Origin of the sequence: Streptomyces sp. NBC_00620 (assembly GCF_026341825.1) — a bacterium.
Classification (GTDB): domain Bacteria; phylum Actinomycetota; class Actinomycetes; order Streptomycetales; family Streptomycetaceae; genus Streptomyces.
Genome location: NZ_JAPENY010000001.1, coordinates 3,141,392 through 3,158,387 on the forward strand (window position 1 = coordinate 3,141,392; position 16,996 = coordinate 3,158,387).

At 68.3% G+C, this 16,996-nt stretch carries 20 protein-coding genes, 1 tRNA gene and 1 riboswitch; of the genes, 15 read left to right on the plus strand and 6 right to left on the minus strand.

Going from position 1 to position 16,996, the window contains the following annotated elements:
* Positions 1–210 precede the first annotated feature (210 nt).
* On the minus strand, positions 211–1,539 hold the full coding sequence (locus tag OG246_RS14375) for a nicotinate phosphoribosyltransferase (protein ID WP_266461069.1): 1,329 nt from the start codon (positions 1,537–1,539) through the stop codon (positions 211–213).
* Positions 1,540–1,722: 183 nt separating this feature from the next.
* On the opposite strand from OG246_RS14375, the gene clpS reads away from it, so the two are divergent.
* The 8 genes from clpS to OG246_RS14410 all read left to right on the plus strand — a co-directional run bounded on the left by clpS (position 1,723) and on the right by OG246_RS14410 (position 7,651).
* Entirely contained in the window at positions 1,723–2,040 is a 318-nt protein-coding gene (gene clpS / locus OG246_RS14380) for an ATP-dependent Clp protease adapter ClpS (protein WP_266461072.1), read from the plus strand.
* A 49-nt stretch (positions 2,041–2,089) separates the two neighbouring features.
* Positions 2,090–2,692: a DUF2017 domain-containing protein gene (locus tag OG246_RS14385; protein WP_266461075.1), complete on the plus strand. Its 603-nt coding sequence runs from the start codon at positions 2,090–2,092 to the stop codon at positions 2,690–2,692.
* A gap of 320 nt (positions 2,693–3,012) precedes the next feature.
* Positions 3,013–4,464 (plus strand): amino acid permease, encoded by a 1,452-nt coding sequence (locus OG246_RS14390; protein ID WP_266461077.1) that lies wholly within the window; start codon positions 3,013–3,015, stop codon positions 4,462–4,464.
* A 77-nt stretch (positions 4,465–4,541) separates the two neighbouring features.
* Positions 4,542–4,964, plus strand: a complete 423-nt coding sequence (locus OG246_RS14395; RefSeq protein WP_266461079.1) for a M67 family metallopeptidase — start codon at positions 4,542–4,544, stop codon at positions 4,962–4,964.
* Positions 4,965–4,992: 28 nt separating this feature from the next.
* Positions 4,993–6,054 (plus strand): LacI family DNA-binding transcriptional regulator, encoded by a 1,062-nt coding sequence (locus OG246_RS14400; protein WP_266461082.1) that lies wholly within the window; start codon positions 4,993–4,995, stop codon positions 6,052–6,054.
* Positions 6,055–6,181: 127 nt separating this feature from the next.
* The gene (locus OG246_RS42775) at positions 6,182–6,283 is read left to right on the plus strand and encodes a putative leader peptide (protein WP_323178296.1); all 102 of its coding nucleotides are present in this window, start codon (positions 6,182–6,184) and stop codon (positions 6,281–6,283) included.
* 116 nt (positions 6,284–6,399) lie between these two features.
* A complete protein-coding gene (locus OG246_RS14405) occupies positions 6,400–6,678 on the plus strand; it encodes a MoaD/ThiS family protein (RefSeq protein WP_266461084.1) in 279 nt (92 codons plus the stop codon).
* Positions 6,679–6,700: 22 nt separating this feature from the next.
* Positions 6,701–7,651, plus strand: a complete 951-nt coding sequence (locus tag OG246_RS14410) for a PLP-dependent cysteine synthase family protein (RefSeq protein ID WP_266461087.1) — start codon at positions 6,701–6,703, stop codon at positions 7,649–7,651.
* Positions 7,652–7,807: 156 nt separating this feature from the next.
* On the opposite strand, the gene OG246_RS14415 is transcribed toward OG246_RS14410, so the two are convergent.
* Positions 7,808–8,266, minus strand: coding sequence for a type II toxin-antitoxin system PemK/MazF family toxin (locus tag OG246_RS14415; RefSeq protein ID WP_266461089.1), 459 nt, complete (start codon positions 8,264–8,266; stop codon positions 7,808–7,810).
* Positions 8,267–8,538: 272 nt separating this feature from the next.
* Between OG246_RS14415 and OG246_RS14420 the strand changes: the two genes are divergently transcribed.
* Positions 8,539–9,291 (plus strand): MBL fold metallo-hydrolase, encoded by a 753-nt coding sequence (locus OG246_RS14420; protein WP_266461091.1) that lies wholly within the window; start codon positions 8,539–8,541, stop codon positions 9,289–9,291.
* A 66-nt stretch (positions 9,292–9,357) separates the two neighbouring features.
* On the opposite strand, the gene OG246_RS14425 is transcribed toward OG246_RS14420, so the two are convergent.
* Both OG246_RS14425 and OG246_RS14430 read right to left on the minus strand, forming a co-directional pair.
* Positions 9,358–10,608: a PTS transporter subunit EIIC gene (locus OG246_RS14425; protein ID WP_266461093.1), complete on the minus strand. Its 1,251-nt coding sequence runs from the start codon at positions 10,606–10,608 to the stop codon at positions 9,358–9,360.
* 211 nt (positions 10,609–10,819) lie between these two features.
* A complete protein-coding gene (locus OG246_RS14430) occupies positions 10,820–12,106 on the minus strand; it encodes a PTS transporter subunit EIIC (RefSeq protein WP_266461095.1) in 1,287 nt (428 codons plus the stop codon).
* A 175-nt stretch (positions 12,107–12,281) separates the two neighbouring features.
* On the opposite strand from OG246_RS14430, the gene OG246_RS14435 reads away from it, so the two are divergent.
* From OG246_RS14435 to rdgB, 4 genes are all read left to right on the plus strand, one after another.
* On the plus strand, positions 12,282–12,515 hold the full coding sequence (locus OG246_RS14435) for a glucose PTS transporter subunit EIIB (protein ID WP_112449866.1): 234 nt from the start codon (positions 12,282–12,284) through the stop codon (positions 12,513–12,515).
* Positions 12,516–12,611: 96 nt separating this feature from the next.
* Positions 12,612–13,346 carry a ribonuclease PH gene (gene rph, locus OG246_RS14440; RefSeq protein WP_266461104.1) on the plus strand — a complete coding sequence of 245 codons (735 nt, stop codon included), beginning with the start codon at positions 12,612–12,614 and terminating at the stop codon, positions 13,344–13,346.
* Between the two features lie 106 nt (positions 13,347–13,452).
* Complete coding sequence (locus OG246_RS14445) at positions 13,453–13,845, plus strand: hypothetical protein (RefSeq protein WP_266461107.1); 393 nt, start codon at positions 13,453–13,455, stop codon at positions 13,843–13,845.
* Positions 13,846–13,878: 33 nt separating this feature from the next.
* Positions 13,879–14,481 carry an RdgB/HAM1 family non-canonical purine NTP pyrophosphatase gene (gene rdgB / locus OG246_RS14450; protein WP_266461110.1) on the plus strand — a complete coding sequence of 201 codons (603 nt, stop codon included), beginning with the start codon at positions 13,879–13,881 and terminating at the stop codon, positions 14,479–14,481.
* A gap of 52 nt (positions 14,482–14,533) precedes the next feature.
* Here the strand turns inward: rdgB and OG246_RS14455 are convergent.
* Positions 14,534–14,618, minus strand: a tRNA-Leu gene (locus OG246_RS14455).
* Between the two features lie 141 nt (positions 14,619–14,759).
* On the opposite strand from OG246_RS14455, the gene OG246_RS14460 reads away from it, so the two are divergent.
* Positions 14,760–15,479 (plus strand): hypothetical protein, encoded by a 720-nt coding sequence (locus OG246_RS14460; RefSeq protein ID WP_266461114.1) that lies wholly within the window; start codon positions 14,760–14,762, stop codon positions 15,477–15,479.
* A 30-nt stretch (positions 15,480–15,509) separates the two neighbouring features.
* Here the strand turns inward: OG246_RS14460 and OG246_RS14465 are convergent, their stop codons facing one another.
* A complete protein-coding gene (locus tag OG246_RS14465) occupies positions 15,510–15,830 on the minus strand; it encodes a multidrug efflux SMR transporter (protein ID WP_266461116.1) in 321 nt (106 codons plus the stop codon).
* Positions 15,831–15,859: 29 nt separating this feature from the next.
* A riboswitch (guanidine-III (ykkC-III) riboswitch) is annotated at positions 15,860–15,936 on the minus strand.
* A 174-nt stretch (positions 15,937–16,110) separates the two neighbouring features.
* Here OG246_RS14465 and OG246_RS14470 point away from each other — a divergent pair.
* Complete coding sequence (locus OG246_RS14470) at positions 16,111–16,944, plus strand: SAM-dependent methyltransferase (protein WP_266461120.1); 834 nt, start codon at positions 16,111–16,113, stop codon at positions 16,942–16,944.
* Positions 16,945–16,996: the final 52 nt, after the last annotated feature.

A 16,996-nucleotide genomic window follows, 5' to 3' on the forward strand; every position in this document is an offset into this window, starting at 1 on the left:
GTTGATGGAGGGGTGCGGGCCCGGCCTTTGAGCTACCGAGCCTAGAGACTTCAAGTGCGCTCCGGGAGGGGGCATTTGGCTGCTGCGCCGTGTCCCGGAGTGCGGAGGGGACGCTTGCGTGGTGCGGAGGGGGCGTTGCCGTTGCATTCCCGCTCACCGGTTGTTCATGCGCCCGCGCGATAGCCGTACGTCAGCGGCAGCAGCCGTACCTCAGACGTACTCGGTCGGAATGACCGCTTCGCCGCGCGAGAGCTGGGTCGCCGACAGCGGCAGGTTGGCGCGGGCCGCCGCGTGCCGGTCGCGTACGACGTCGAGGGGCTCGCGCGCGACGATACGGCCGCCCTTGACCAGCTCCACCAGGAGCTGGCGGTCGGCCAGCTCGCCCGGCACCGGGCCGATGCCGACCACCTCGGCCTCGGCGACCCCGTGCTCGTCCAGGCGCCGCGCGGCCCACTTGCGGCCGCCGATGGAGGTCTTGCCGCCGGTGGACTTCTTGGCCACCGGTTCCAGCGGGGCCTTCAGGTCGGCGGACTCGGCGCGGGCGACCAGCTTGTAGACCATGGAGCAGGTGGGATGGCCGGATCCCGTCACCAGCTGGGTGCCGACGCCGTATGCGTCCACGGGCGCCGCCGCCAGCGAGGCGATCGCGTACTCGTCCAGGTCGGAGGTCACGATGATCTTCGTGCGGGTCGCCCCCAGCTCGTCCAGCTGCTGCCGCACCCGGTGCGCGACGAGGAGGAGGTCCCCGGAGTCGATGCGGACGGCGCCGAGCTCGGGCCCGGCCACCTCGACGGCCGTCCGGACCGCCTCGGCGACGTCGTACGTGTCCACCAGCAGCGTGGTGCCCCGGCCGAGGGAGTTCACCTGGGCCTGGAACGCGTCCCGCTCGGTGTCGTGGAGCAGGGTGAAGGCGTGCGCGGACGTCCCCACCGTCGGGATGTCGTAGCGGAAACCGGCGGCCAGGTCGGAGGTGGTCGTGAAGCCACCGACGTACGCGGCCCGCGAGGCGGCCACGGCGGCCAGCTCGTGGGTGCGCCGGGCGCCCATCTCGATCAGCGGACGCCCGCCCGCCGCCGAGGCCATCCGGGAGGCGGCGGCCGCGATCGCCGAGTCGTGGTTGAGGATGGAGAGGATCACGGTCTCCAGGAGCACGCACTCCGCGAAGGACCCCTCGACCCGCAGGACCGGCGAGCCCGCGAAGTACACCTCGCCCTCCGGGTAGCCCCAGATGTCCCCGCCGAAGCGGTACGAGGCGAGCCACTGCAGGGTCGGTTCGTCCACGATCTTGCGATCGCGCAGAAAGCCGAGGACGTCCGCGTCGAAGCGGAAGTTCTCGACGGCGTCGAGGACCCGCCCGGTTCCGGCCACGACCCCGTAGCGCCGCCCCTCGGGCAGCCGCCGGGTGAAGACCTCGAAGACCGAGCGCCGCTCGGCGGTCCCGGCCGCCAGGGCGGCCTGCAGCATCGTCAGCTCGTACTGGTCGGTGAAGAGCGCCGTCGAGGGAACGTCCACCGGCAGCCCGAGGTCCGCTGGATTCACTGTGTTCTCCTCGCAATTTCGCTCCGGACGCCCCCAGTGTCGGCCGGGGGTCCGGGGGTTGTCCCCCGGGGGATGCTGCATAGGAACGGATCGTACCCCCATCTCGTCACACTGACGATTTGTGGGTGGTCGAGTGCTGTGCTGCGGGGTCCATTTGTGCGAGCACCCCCCTCTGGTGGCAGCATGGGCGGTGTGACGGCTCCCGCACCCCTAGAGACCGAGAAGACCGAGTCGGCGGAGGAGGTCTTCGCCGTACCCGAGCCGGACGTTCCCTGGCTGACGATCGTGCACAACGACCCGGTCAACCTCATGAGCTACGTGACGTATGTCTTCCAGGCCTACTTCGGCTACAGCAAGGACAAGGCCCACAAGCTCATGCTCGACGTCCACCACAAGGGCCGGGCCGTCGTCTCCAGCGGATCCCGCGAGGAGATGGAACGCGACGTACAGGCCATGCACGGTTACGGTCTGTGGGCCACCCTTCAGCAGGACCGGAAATAGCCCGAGCCCTGGAAACCGCGAGCAGGACCGGAAGCAGCGAACTCACTCCATGCCAGGACACTTCGAACCGATCCCCGGCGGCGGCGCGGCCGTCGCGCTCGACGAGGTCGAGATCTCCATCATCCGCTCCCTCGCCGTCCAGCTCCTGGAGCTCATCGGTCCCGGACCCGCCGAGAACGCCCCCGACGACCCGCTCGCCGAGCTGTTCGCGGAGGGCCCAAGCGAGCCGCCCTCCGACCCCGTGCTGCAGCGCCTCTTCCCCGACGCGTACAGCGGCCCCGACGTCGAGGCCAACTCGCCCGAACAGGCCGAGGAGCAGCGCGCCCACTCCTCGGAGTTCCGCCGCTTCACCGAGAACGACCTGCGCGCGGGCAAGCGGGAGAACGCCCTCACGGTGATCCGCTGCCTGGACGGGCTGACGTCCGGCGACGACGGCGCCGTCCTCAAGCTCACCGCCGACGAGTCCGAGCAGTGGCTGCGCGCCCTGAACGACCTGCGCCTGGCGATCGGCTCCCGGCTCGACGTCGTCGACGAGGAGGACACCGACCTCCTCTACCGGCTGCCGGACGAGGACCCGCGCAAGCCGATGGTGATGGCGTATCTGTGGCTGGGCGGGCTTCAGGAGACGCTCGTCGAGACCCTTATGCCCTGATCCACCCCGCTTTCGGCGTTCGCTCAGAGGACACTCAAATCCGGATAACGATCACGTCACCATGACCGCGTCCTATGGGGCGCGGTCAGACTTTTGTCCGGTTCTTCCTGTGGTGTGTGCCACGAATCCCCCAGTCGATCAACGTTGCGGCCGTGATAAATCTTCACGACCGCCCGACAGGACAACACCCATGTCCGGTCGGGTGCGCCACCGAGCCGGCGGATCGCCGGCCAGGCGGAAAGCTCCACCATCCGGGGGGATCGGAACCCGATCCGAAGCCAAGTCACTGGCTCGGAGCGGCATGGAGAAAGGCGCACGACGTGACCTCATCGCAGGTCGGCAAGGAATACGACGGCAGTGAGGCCGTGGGCGGCGACGCCCCCGAAGAGGGGTACGAGCGCGGGCTCGGCAGCCGTCAGGTCCAGATGATCGCGATCGGCGGCGCCATCGGCGTCGGCCTCTTCCTGGGCGCCGGGGCGAACATCGCCAAGGCGGGGCCCAGCCTCATCCTCATGTACGCCCTCGCGGGCGTGATCATCTTCTTCATCATGCGGGCGCTCGGCGAACTCCTGCTCTACCGCCCGGTGTCGGGCTCCTTCGCGGAGTACTCGCGCGAGTTCCTCGGCCCGTTCTTCGGCTTCTTCACCGGCTGGACGTACTGGCTGATGTGGGTCGTCACCGGCATGGCGGAACTCACCGCCGCCGCGATCTACGTCAACTTCTGGTTCCCGCAGGTCCCGCGGTGGGTGACGGCCCTGGTCTTCCTGGTCGTCCTCTTCGTCGCCAACCTGATCTCGGTGAAGCTGTTCGGCGAGATCGAGTTCTGGTTCTCGATGGTCAAGGTCACCGCGCTCATCGGCATGATCGTGATCGGCCTCGGCGTCCTCACCTTCGGCTTCAGCTCGGCCGGTGACACCGCCTCCGTCGCCAACCTCTGGCAGTTCGACGGCTTCTTCCCCAAGGGCATCGGCTCCTCCCTGATGACCCTCCAGGGCGTCATGTTCGCCTACCTCGCCGTCGAACTCGTCGGCGTCACCGCGGGCGAGTCCGAGAATCCCGAGAAGACCCTCCCCAAGGCGATCAACACCCTGCCCTGGCGCATCGCCCTCTTCTACGTCGGCGCCCTCACGGTCATCCTCTGCGTCGTGAAGTGGACGGAGTTCGCACCGGGAGTCAGCCCCTTCGTGGAGGCCTTCGCGAAGATCGGCATCCCGGCGGGCGCGGGTATCGTCAACTTCGTCGTCCTCACCGCCGCCCTGTCGTCCTGCAACTCCGGCATGTACTCCACCGGACGCATGCTGCGCACCCTGGCGGACAACGGCGAGGCCCCGAAGATCTTCAACAAGCTCTCCTCCACCAGGACCCCGGCGTTCGGCATCACCATCTCCGTGCTCTTCATGGGCATCGGCGTGATCCTCAACTACATCGTCCCGGAGAAGGCGTTCGGCTATGTGGTCTCGGTGGCCACCGCGGCCGGCATCTGGACCTGGCTGATGATCCTGATCAGCCACATCCTGTACCGCCGCGCGGTCGACGCCGGGCGCCTGCCCGCGTCCTCCTTCCCCGCCCCGGGCGGCGCGAGGTTCAGCTGGGTCGCGGTCGCGTTCCTCCTCTTCGTGACCTGCCTGATCGCCTACGACGCAGACTCCCGCGTCTGCCTGTACGTGATGGCCGGCTGGGCCGCCGCGCTGGGTATCGGCTGGGCCGTCCTCAAGTCGAGGAACCCGCAGGTCGCCGAGCGCGACGACCCGGTCTTCGAAAAGGTCGGCTGACCTCCCAGGTCTCATGATGTGGGCCGCCCCGTACCACTCCTCGGTACGGGGCCGCCCTTCTGCTTATCCTGGCCAGCATGCTGACCATCACCCAGGCCCTGTTCGACCAGATCGTCGCGCACGCGCGCCAGGACCACCCCGACGAGGCGTGCGGCGTCGTAGCGGGCCCGGAGGGCACCGGCCGCCCCGAGCGGTTCATCCCGATGCTCAACGCCGCCCGCTCGCCCACGTTCTACGAGTTCGACTCCGGCGACCTGCTGAAGCTGTACCGGGAGATGGACGACCGCGACGAGGAACCCGTCGTCATCTACCACTCCCACACGGCGACCGAGGCCTACCCCTCCCGCACCGACCTCTCGTACGCCAACGAGCCGGGCGCGCACTATGTACTGGTCTCCACCGCCGACTCGGACGACGCGGGACCCTTCCAGTTCCGCTCGTACCGGATCGTCGAGGGCGTGGTTACGGAGGAGGAGATCAAGGTGGTCGAGGCATACTGATTGCCCCGACCAACTCGCCGTATCGGAGATGGTGTTGACGCAGCGGACGAACAGACGACGCCCCACGCTGGAGGACGTCGCCCGCCAGTCGGGTGTCTCGAAGTCCACCGTGTCGCGAGTGGTCAACGGCGAGCTCAAGGTGCGCCCGGAGGTCGTCGACCGCGTCCGGGACGTGATCGCCGAGCTGGGCTACGTACCGAACCAGGCCGCCCGCCAGCTGGTCACCCGCCGCACGGGCGCCGTCGCCGTCGTGGCGACCCAGCCGCAGGACCGGGTCTTCATCGACCCGTTCTTCGACTGCCACCTGCGCGGCATCCGCAAGGAGCTCATCGCGCACGGCGTCCAGCCCGTCCTGCTGTTCCTCGAGGAACCCGACGACTATCCGCGCGTGGGCGAATTCCTCGGCGGCGGCCACGTCGACGGCGCACTGCTGTTCTCCCTCCGCGCCGACGACCCGCTGCCCGGCATGATCGAGCGGCTCGGCCTGCCCGCCGTCTTCGGCGGCCGCCCGCTGCTGCGTGAGGGCGAGACCGTGCGCGGCCAGATATACGTCGACGCCGACAACCGCGGCGGGGCCCGTGAAGCCGTCCGCCACCTCGTCTCGATCGGCCGTGAACGCATCGCGACCATCACCGGGCCCTACGACCAGGAAGCCTCAGCGGTCGACCGCCTCGACGGCTACCGGGACGTCCTCCTGGACGCCTCGCCCCGCCTGATCGAACGGGCCGACTACACCCGGCAGGGCGGCGCCGACGCCATGGCCGTCCTCCTGGACCGGTGCCCCGACCTGGACGCCGTCTTCGTCGCCTCGGACCTCATGGCGTCCGGCGCGCTGCAGGTGCTGCGGGAGCACGGCCGCCGGGTGCCCGAGGACGTGGCCGTCGTCGGCTTCGACGACCTCGCGCCCATCGCCGAGTCGACCGACCCGCCGCTCACCACCGTCCACCAGGACGTCGAAGGCATGGGGCGCCTGCTGGCCCGGCTGCTGTTCAGCGGGACCGCGGCGGGCATCGACGAAGAGGCGACCGGCGGTCACCCGCTCTCCTCCGTGGTCACCCCCACGCGTCTTGTCAGGCGGGAGTCCGCCTGAGCCGTGGGCCGCAGTCGGGGGCCCGAGCTGTGGGCCTGAGCTGTCCGGTCTCATTCCCCGATCGCAATCTGTCCGGAATGTGGGATCACATTCCGGGACCCGGACCGGGAATCGATACGATGACCCCATGGTTTCCCACGACGTGAGCGACAAGACGCCGGGCATGATGCTCGTGGCGCGGCTGCACGTCGACCTGTGCAGGCTGCAGAGCGCCATCTGTACGCGCTGAACCCTGCCGCCGCCGTACGGCCGTGAGCCGCGGCTCCGCAACCGGCGTACACCTTTCTCCACCGCGCTGCCGCGCGCCCACCGACCTGACTTTCCTCCCGACAGGAGCCCGCAACCATGGCCATCGAGGTCCGCATCCCCACCATCCTCCGCACCTACACCGACGGTCAGAAGGCCGTCGAGGGCGGCGGGGAGACCCTCGCCGAGCTGTTCGCCGACCTCGAAACCCGGCACACGGGCATCCAGGCCCGCATCGTGGACGGCGGCGAACTGCGCCGCTTCGTCAACGTCTACCTCAACGACGAGGACGTCCGCTTCCTCGACGGCATCAACACCAAGCTGACCGACGGCGACAACGTGACGATCCTGCCGGCCGTGGCCGGCGGCATGGTCTGATCTGATCGGGCTCTGATCTCTGATGCGCTACGACTCCCCGCTCGCCGCGGTGGGCAACACCCCTCTGGTGCGCCTGCCGCGGCTCTCGCCGTCCCTGGACGTGCGTATCTGGGCCAAGCTGGAGGACCGCAACCCCACCGGCTCGGTCAAGGACCGGCCCGCGCTGCACATGGTCGAACAGGCGGAGAAGGACGGCCGGTTGACGCCCGGCTGCACGATCCTGGAGCCGACGTCCGGCAACACGGGGATCTCGCTGGCCATGGCGGCGAAGCTCAAGGGCTACCGCATGGTCTGCGTCATGCCCGAGAACACCTCGCAGGAGCGGCGGGACCTGCTGGGCATGTGGGGCGCGGAGATCATCCCCTCCGCCGCGGCCGGCGGGTCCAACACCGCCGTCCGCGTCGCCAAGGAGCTCGCCGCCGAGCACCCGGACTGGGTGATGCTCTACCAGTACGGCAACCCGGACAACGCGGGCGCCCACTACGCGACCACCGGCCCTGAGATCCTCGCCGACCTCCCCTCCGTCACCCACTTCGTGGCCGGGCTCGGCACCACGGGCACCCTGATGGGCGTCGGCCGATTCCTGCGTGAGCACAAGCCCGACGTGAAGATCGTCGCCGCCGAGCCGCGCTACGACGACCTCGTGTACGGCCTTCGCAACCTCGACGAGGGCTTCGTCCCCGAGCTGTACGACGCGTCCGTCCTCACCACCCGCTTCTCCGTCGGCTCCGCCGACGCGGTCACCCGCACCCGCGAGCTGCTCCAGCAGGAGGGCATCTTCGCGGGCGTCTCCACCGGCGCCGCGCTGCACGCCGCGATCGGCGTCGGCAAGAAGGCCCTCGCCGCGGGCGAGTCCGCCGACATCGTGTTCGTCGTCGCCGACGGGGGCTGGAAGTACCTGTCGACGGGGGTCTACACGGCCGCGACGACGGAGGAAGCGATCGAGACGTTGCAGGGGCAGTTGTGGGCGTAGGGGTGTAGCGGGCGGGGGTGGGTTCTTCGCCCCCGCCGGCCGGTTTCAGCCCGTCCGGCGTTTGAGGACGAGCGCGTCAGCGCGATACGGGGGTCTGGGGGCGGAGCCCCCAGGAACGGGACGGGAAGGGGCGGAGGGGGCGAAAAACCCCAACCCTCAGCCCGCTAGATACCGCACCTGATCCCACAGCACCGGATCCACCACCCCCACCCGCCGCCGGAAGTCCCACACAGGCACCTCCCGCAGCTCATCCGTCTCAAGAAAGCTCGCCCGCCCCTGGGCGTCCCCGACCGCCCCCGGCGGCAACGGAATCACCCCGGCCCGCTCGTCGTGATACTTGCTGGTGATCTTCGCGACGGTCACCACATCACCCCGCACACCCAGCACGAGACAGGGCCGGTCCTTGCCCCCGGGCCCGTCCTCGTAGGGAACGCTCGCCCACCAGATCTCCGCCGCCCGCGGCCGAGGCACCCGCCGCCGAGGCCCACGCGGCGGCCGCCCGGGCGGCCGCGTACGCCGCGCCGCCCGATGCCCCCGCCCCCACCCGTCCACAAGCGTGGCGACCAACGCGAGCAGCACCACAGCCGCCAGCGCGAGCCACCAGGACGTGTCCATACCAATGAAGGTACCGGTGCGTACCGCCACCCGCCCCCCGCCCGGCCGGAGCCGCCCGCCCGGACCCCGCCCCAGGTCCATCCGAACCGGTGACAGCACAGGTGAGTTCGCCCACAACGGCCCCTGGCGGAGGAGCGACCGGCCCTTTTGCGCCTTACGCTCGACGGACCGCACGACCCCCGTTTCCCGTACCTGCTCCGAGTGTCTGCGCTGAGTATCTGCTCACCGCATCTACTCTCTGCACTTCCTGTCAGCGCGGAGGTTCCAGCTCTATGAAGCTCACCGTCGTCGGCTGCTCGGGGTCGTTCCCGTCCGCGGAATCGGCCTGTTCGAGCTACCTCGTAGAGGCCGACGGCTTCCGGCTGCTTCTCGACATGGGCAACGGTGCCCTTGGCGAGCTGCAGCGCCACTGCGGTCTTTACGACCTCGACGCGATCTTCCTCAGCCATCTGCACGCCGACCACTGCATCGACATGTGCGCGTACTTCGTCGCGCGCTACTACCGCCACGACGGCGGCCGCGCCGACCCGATCCCGGTCTACGGACCCGAGGGCACGGAGCACCGCCTGACCACCGCGTACGCGGACACGCCCAGCGCCTCGTCGATGAGCGAGGTGTTCGACTTCCACACGGTCAAGCCGGGCACGTTCGAGGTCGGCCCGTTCACCCTGCACACGGAGCGGGTGCGCCACCCGGTGGAGGCGTACGGCATCCGCGTGGAGCACGGTGGACGTTCCCTGACCTACTCCGGGGACACGGGAGTGAGCGAGTCCCTCGATGAACTCGCCCGTGACACCGACCTGTTCCTCTGCGAGGCCGCGTTCACGCACGGCAAGGAGAACATCCCCGACCTCCATCTCAACGGCCGCGAGGCAGGCGAAACCGCCACCCGCGCCGGCGCCCGCCGTCTCCTCCTCACCCACATCCCGCCGTGGACGGACCCCCAGATCAACCTGGCGGACGCACGCGAGGTGTACGACGGTCCGCTGGAACTGGCGGCGCCGAGGGCGTCGTACGAGATCTAGAGCCGGCGGTAACGAGGAAGGCCCCGGAACCCAATGGGTTCCGGGGCCTTCGTCATGCCGTATGGCTCACGCCTTGGTGAGGTCCTCGATCTCCTCCTCGGGCTCGCGGCCCGGGGTGGGGAGGTTCCACTTGGTGATCGCGAAGCGGAAGACGACGTAGTAAATGGCGCCGAATACCAGGCCGATCGGGATGATCAGCCATGGCTTGGTGGCGAGGTTCCAGTTCAGTGCGTAGTCGATGAAGCCCGCGGAGAACGTGAAGCCCGCGTGCACTCCGAGCGCCCAGGTGATCGCCATGGACAGGGCGGTGAGGATCGCGTGGATCGCGTACAGCACCGGCGCGATGAACATGAACGAGAACTCGATCGGCTCGGTCACACCCGTCACGAAGGACGTCAGCGCGAGCGAGATCATCATGCCCATCACGGCCTTGCGGCGCTCGGGGCGGGCGCTGTGCGCGATGGCGATTGCGGCAGCCGGCAGGCCGAACATCATGATCGGGAAGAAGCCCGACATGAACTGTCCGGCGGTCGGGTCACCGGCGAAGAAGCGGTTGAGGTCGCCGTGGACGACGGCGCCGGTGGCGGGGTTGGTGAAGTCGCCGATCTGGAACCAGGAGACGGTGTTCACGAACTGGTGCATGCCGACCGGGATCAGCGCGCGGTTGATCAGACCGAACAGGGCGGCACCGAAGGAACCGAGACCGGTCATCCACTCGCCGAAGTCGGAGATGACCTCACCGATCGGCTCCCAGACCAGGCCGAAGAAGACACCCATGATGGTGCCGACGAAGGCCATGATGATCGGGACGAGACGGCGGCCGTTGAAGAAGCCGAGCCAGTCGACCAGCTTGGTGCGGTGGAACTTCTGCCACAGCACGGCGGACAGCAGACCCATGAGGATGCCGCCGAGGACACCGGGGTTGTTGTACGTCGCGGCTATGTCCGCGCCCGCCTGGACCTTGGCCTCGGAGACCGGGAAGGCCTTCAGCACGTTGCTGTAGACAAGGAAGCCGACGAGGGCGGCGAGAGCGGTGGAGCCGTCGGACTTCTTGGCGAAGCCGATCGCGACGCCGATACAGAACAGCATCGGCAGGTTGTCGAAGATGGCGCCGCCGGCGGTGGCGAAGACCGCCGTCACCTTGTCTGGCAGGTTCAGCTTCTCCTGGACGTCCGCCTGCCCCAACCGCAGCAGGAGACCCGCCGCCGGCAGCACGGCGATCGGCAGCTGCAGGCTGCGGCCGACCTTCTGCAGGCCCTGGAACAGACCGGATCCCCGCTTCTTTGCGGGGGCCGCCGATGTGGTGGCGGTGCTCATAGTTCCTCCATGTACCGGAGCTGCCGGGGGGGGACGGGAAGGGGGAAGCAGGGGTGAAGAAAAAGGGTGGGCAGCGTCCACGTGGTCTACACCATTAAGTGGTGTAGACCTGTTTTAGCACGGTGAAGGTGAGATAAGGAACCCGCCAATTTCGAATCATGACGAAGGGCCCCAGGACCAGCAGGTCCGGGGGCCCTTCGAGGGTTCGCCGCTACGCTTTCGTGACGTCCTCGCGCTCGTCGTCCGGCTCCCGCCCCGGCGTCTTCAGGTCGAACTTGGTGATCGCGAAGCGGAAGATCGCGTAGTACACGACGGCGAAACACAGCCCGATCGGGATGATCGCCCAGGGTTTCGTCGCCAGGTTCCAGTTGATGACGTAGTCGATCAGACCGGCCGAGAAGCTGAAGCCGTCATGGACCCCCAGGCCCCAGGTCACCGCCATCGACACACCCGTGAGCACCGCGTGCACCGCGTACAGCAGCGGCGCGATGAACAGGAACGAGTACTCGATCGGCTCGGTGATACCCGTGACGAACGAGGTCAGTGCGACCGAGAGCATCAGACCGCCAACCTCCTTGCGGCGATGGGGCTTTGCGCAGTGCGTCATCGCCAGACAGGCGGCCGGCAGCGCGAACATCATGATCGGGAAGAAGCCCGAAGTGAACTGGCCCGCGTTCGGGTCACCCGCCAGGAACATGTTGATGTCACCGTGCACGATCGTCCCGTCCGGCTTGGTGTAACTGCCGAACTGGAACCAGATGGGCACGTTCAGGAACTGGTGCAGACCGATCACCAGCAGCGCCCGGTTGGCGATACCGAACACACCCGCACCCCAGGCGCCGAGCCCGACCAGCCAGTCGCTGAAGTTCTCCAGACCGTCACCGATCGGCGGCCACACCCACAGACACAGCGCGGCGAACGCGATCGCGACGAACGACATGATGATCGGCACGAGCCGGCGGCCGTTGAAGAAGCCGAGCCAGTCGACCAGCTTCGTACGGTGGAAACGCTGCCAGAAGTACGCGGACAGCAACCCGATGATGATGCCGCCGAAGACCCCCGGGTTCTGGTACGAGAAGGTGGCCACCGCGCCGTCCGACGCCTGGCAGCCGGCCGCCACCTTCTGCGCCCCGCTCACGCAGTCGATCGGGAACTGGCGCAGCACGTTGTAGTAGACGAGGAACCCCGCGACCGCCGCCAGCGCGGTCGACCCGTCCGACTTCTTCGCCATCCCGATGGACACGCCCACACAGAACAGCATCGGCAGACCGAGCGACCCGTCGAGCAGCGCGCCACCGGCACCCGCCATCACCTTGGACACGTTCGTCCAGCCGAGGCCGTCGGCGCCGAACACATCCGGCTGGCCCAGTCGGTTGAGAATGCCAGCGGCCGGCAGTACGGCGATGGGGAGTTGGAGACTGCGGCCCATCTTCTGCAAACCCTGGAACAGGTTGTTCCAGCGGGTGCGCGCGGGTACGGCGGCGCTGCTGGCACTCATCGGCGTCCTCCGGACGGAACCGGGTTTGGCGCCCGTTCGTCAACTGGTGTAGACCAGTCTGCGAACGGTCGCGCTGTCGTGAACGCCATGATTCGGCACCCACGACATGACCGCTCGCGAAGATGGGCCAACTGTGGGTTACTGCGAAAAAGCGGTTCGGATCAGGGAGTAGGACATGGCCACCAAGGCTGAGAAGATCGTCGCCGGGCTCGGCGGCATCGAGAACATCGAAGAGGTCGAAGGCTGCATCACCCGCCTCCGCACCGAGGTCATCGACCCGAGCAAGGTCGACGAAGCCGCCCTGAAGGCCGCCGGCGCCCACGGCGTCGTCAAGATGGGCACCGCCATCCAGGTCGTCATCGGCACCGACGCCGACCCGATCGCGGCGGACATCGAAGACATGATGTGAACCACCACGATTTGTGAGCCCACGCGGCTCACCCCTGAGGGGCTGCTTCCCTAACCGGCGGCAGCCCCTCACCCGTATACGGCTAGGCTCATCGCCATGTCTCGAATCGACGGCCGCACCCCCGAACAGCTGCGCCCCATCACCATCCAGCGTGGCTGGAGCAAGCACGCCGAGGGCTCCGTCCTCGTCTCCTTCGGCGACACCAAGGTCTTCTGCACCGCCTCCGTCACCGAAGGCGTCCCGCGCTGGCGCAAGGGCAGCGGCGAGGGCTGGGTCACCGCCGAATACTCGATGCTCCCGCGCGCCACCAACACCCGCGGCGACCGCGAATCAGTCCGCGGCAAGATCGGCGGCCGCACCCACGAGATCTCCCGCCTCATCGGCCGCTCCCTGCGCGCCGTCATCGACTACAAGGCGCTCGGCGAGAACACCATCGTCCTCGACTGCGACGTCCTCCAGGCCGACGGCGGCACCCGCACCGCGGCGATCACCGGCGCGTACGTCGCCCTCGCCGACGCCATCACCTGGGCCCAGGGCAAGAAGCTCGTCAAGGCCGGCCGTCAGCCGCTCACCGGCACCGTGTCCGCCGTCTCCGTCGGCATCGTCGGCGGAGTCCCGCTCCTCGACCTCTGCTACGAAGAGGACGTACGGGCCGACACCGACATGAACGTCGTCTGCACCGGCGACGGCCGCTTCGTCGAAGTCCAGGGCACCGCCGAGGCAGAGCCCTTCGACCGCAAGGAACTCAACGCCCTCCTCGACCTCGCGGTCGCGGGCTGCGACGAGCTCGCGGCCGTACAGCGCGCGGCACTTGAGGCAACCACGCCTTAACCCTTCGCGTTCTAAGAGGTACGGGCGTACGGTCCAGCCGTGCGCCCCAGCCGACCCCGACACGGGGTCGAGCGCATCCATCATGCCCACGGGGAGGGACCGTTCCATGGCCGCGCGCCACCGTCGCCGCACCGCCGCATTCGCCGTCATCGCCGCACTCGTCGCCATACCGGCGGCCACCGGCTGCGACGCCGTCAACAAGGCCCTGGACTGCGTCCAGACCGCCGACGCCATCGCCGACAGCGTCACCGACCTCCAGCAGGCCGTCGAGAACGCGGCGAACGACCCGACGCAGACCGCAGAGTCCCTCGACGCGATCGACAAGAACCTCGACGAGATCGGCGACAAGACCGACAACACCGACGTCAACAAGGCCGTCGACGACCTCAACAAGGCCGTCGACAACGTCCGTACGGCCATTGAGAACGGCGACGAGACGCCCGACATCAGCCCGGTCACCGACGCGGCCGGCGAACTGACGAAGGTCTGCACGCCGTAACCGTCACGCGGGGGCTTGGGGATACTGATGGGCATGACCCGCCTGATCCTCGCCACCCGCAACGCCGGAAAACTCACCGAGCTGAAGGCGATCCTCGCCGACGCAGGTCTCACTCACGACCTCGTCGGCGCGGACGCCTACCCCGACATCCCCGACGTCAAGGAAACCGGCGTCACCTTCGCCGAGAACGCCCTGTTGAAGGCCCACGCCCTGGCTCAGGCCACGGGCCTCCCGGCCGTCGCCGACGACTCCGGCCTCTGTGTCGACGTCCTGGGCGGCGCCCCCGGCATCTTCTCCGCCCGCTGGGCGGGCCGCCACGGCGACGACGCCGCCAACCTGAACCTCCTCCTGGCCCAGCTGGGCGACATCGCCGACGAGCACCGCGGCGCCCACTTCGCCTGCGCGGCGGCCCTCGCCCTGCCGGACGGCACGGAGCGGGTGGTCGAGGGCCGGCTGCGGGGTTCACTCCGGCACGCTCCCGTCGGCACGAACGGGTTCGGGTACGACCCGATCCTCCAGCCGGAGGGGGAGACACGGACCTGCGCGGAGCTGTCGGCCGAGGAGAAGAACGCGATCAGCCATCGGGGGAAGGCGTTCAGGGGGTTGGTGCCGGTGGTCCGGGAGTTGCTGGGCTGAAGGCGGATACGGGTACGGCCTGCGAATCCTTCGATTCGCAGGCCGTTTACTGTGCGGCGGAAGGGATTCGAACCCTCAAGCCGTTTCACGGGCCACAGATCCTAAGTCTGCTGCGTCGCCTGTTGCGCCACCGCCGCTAGACGCCTGTCATCGTACCGGGCGGGCGGCTCCCGGTGCGCGGGGGTTTATGTCACGCCGTTTCCCGGCTTCGACTGCCTCCCCTGCACCCACTCCGTATTTCAGGACCGGAAGAGGGGGCGGCGGCTAGCGTTCGGTGCATGACGGTGGAGTTCGACGTCGGTGCGGAACTGGCGGCTGTTGCGGATGAGGCGGGCGTCCGGCGGTTCATCGAGGGCTTCGCCCGGCACTGGCGTGAGCCGATCGGTGCCGGCGACGGCTGCTCGTTCGAGGAGCTGACCGACACCGAATGGCGGCTGGGCACGCCGCTGCCGATCGCACTGTGGGATGCGTACGGGCTACTGGGGAAACGTACGGACCTGACCAGTGTCCAGGACCAGTTGCTCTCCTTGGAGCAGCTGCGTATCGAGGACGGCGCTCTGGTGTTCCGACGGGAGAACCAGTCGGTCGCCGAGTGGGCCGTCCGGCGGGAGGACCTGGAGACGGACGACCCGCCCGTGGTCTTCCGCCGCATGGACTCCAACGCACGTGACTGGTCGGGTTTCCTCGACCGGTTCTCGCTCGCCTGCATCGAGATGGTGCTGTCCGAGTCGCTCGTCGCATACGACGGGACGCGCGCGGACAATCGCCCTGTCGAGGAGCCCGAAACCTTCGAGGCACCACGGGGATTCGAGCGTCTGGCTCTGCCTGACTATCCGATGTGGGCTGTAGAGGGAGGCACGGTCCGCTGGTTCGCGTCACCCGACGTTCTGCTCCGCGTGGACGCCGGTGACTGGCTGTGGGCCCTGGGCCGGACCGCGCCCGCCCTGGACGCCGTACGCGAACTGCTCCCCGGCGACTGGATCAACCGGCCTTCGTGATGAGTCGGCCGTGGGCAAGCCCGGAGGAGGTCAGTGCCCCGACGTCACCTTCAGCCCCACCACGGCCACCAGCAGCAGACACACGAAGAAGATCCGGGCGGCGGTCGCCGGCTCACCGAGTACGGCCATGCCCAGCACCGCCGCCCCGGCCGCACCGATCCCGACCCACACGCCGTAGGCGGTTCCGATGGGCAGGGACTTCGCGGCGTACGACAGCAGCAGCATGCTCGCGACGATGCCCGCGCCGGTGAGGACGCTCGGCACCAGCCGCGTGAAACCGTCCGTGTACTTCATCCCGATCGACCAGCCGACTTCGAGCAGACCGGCGACGAGCAGCAGAACCCAAGCCATGAGAGGCACCTCCGTGATGGAACAACAGGGGTGCGTCGTCTTTGCTGGTGTTTTTACCGGTCCCGGTACGGCGCGTCTCGTCGGGGTTCTTCAAAGGTAGCAAATCACCGGCAAAAGGGGCTGGTGACGATGGTCACCAGCTCCTGTGGTGCGCAGCGGGCCCCGGTGGCCTGCAAATCACCACCCGTTCAACTCCGTTGCCAGCATTGGGATTTACTTGATCCCAGCCCCGGGGACCACGACGTACACAGACGTGACAGACGTACACACAGGAGTGTCCATGACTGACGAATCAGCGAACTCCGAGAAGCCCGAGATCTCCGACCAGGAGGCGCTCTCCAAGATCGACACGACGGTGCCGCAGTCGGCCCGGATCTGGAACTACTGGCTGGGAGGGAAGGACAACTACGAGGTCGACCGCATCGCCGGTGACGCGTTCCGCGAGATCTTCCCGGGCATCGAGACCGGCGCCCGCGCCGCCCGTTACTTCCTCGCCCGCGCCGTCCGTCATCTGGCCGCCGAGGAGGGGATCCGCCAGTTCCTCGACATAGGCACCGGACTGCCCAACGTGGACAACACCCACCAGATCGCCCAGCGGGTGGCCCCCGATTCCCGGATCGTCTACGTCGACAACGACCCCCTGGTGCTGGCACACGCCCGTGCGCTGCTCGTCAGTACCCCTGAAGGCGTCACCAACTACGTCGACGCCGATCTGCGCGACCCGGACACGATCGTGCGGGAAGCCGCGAAGACGCTGGACTTCGACCAGCCCGTCGCGCTCATGCTGATGGGCATCCTGGGCCACATCGAGGACCATGACGAGGCCCGCGCGATCGTGCGGCAGCTGGTGGACGCGCTGCCCTCGGGCAGCTACCTCGTGCAGTACGACAGCACCGACACCAGTGACGACTACGTGAACGCCATCCAGCAGTACAACGAGGGCGGCTCGATCCCGTACATCCTCCGCAGCCCCGAGCAGATCGCGCGCTACTTCGACGGTCTGGAGCTGCTCGAACCGGGCGTGGCATCGTGCTCGCGGTGGCGCCCTGACACCGAAGCGCTGGGGCTCCCCGCGGAGGTGCATCAGTACGGCGGCGTGGCCCTCAAGCGCTGAAACCCGCCGCCGACAGGCGGGGTGGCTCTCGGCCCACTCGGCGTCCGCCGCT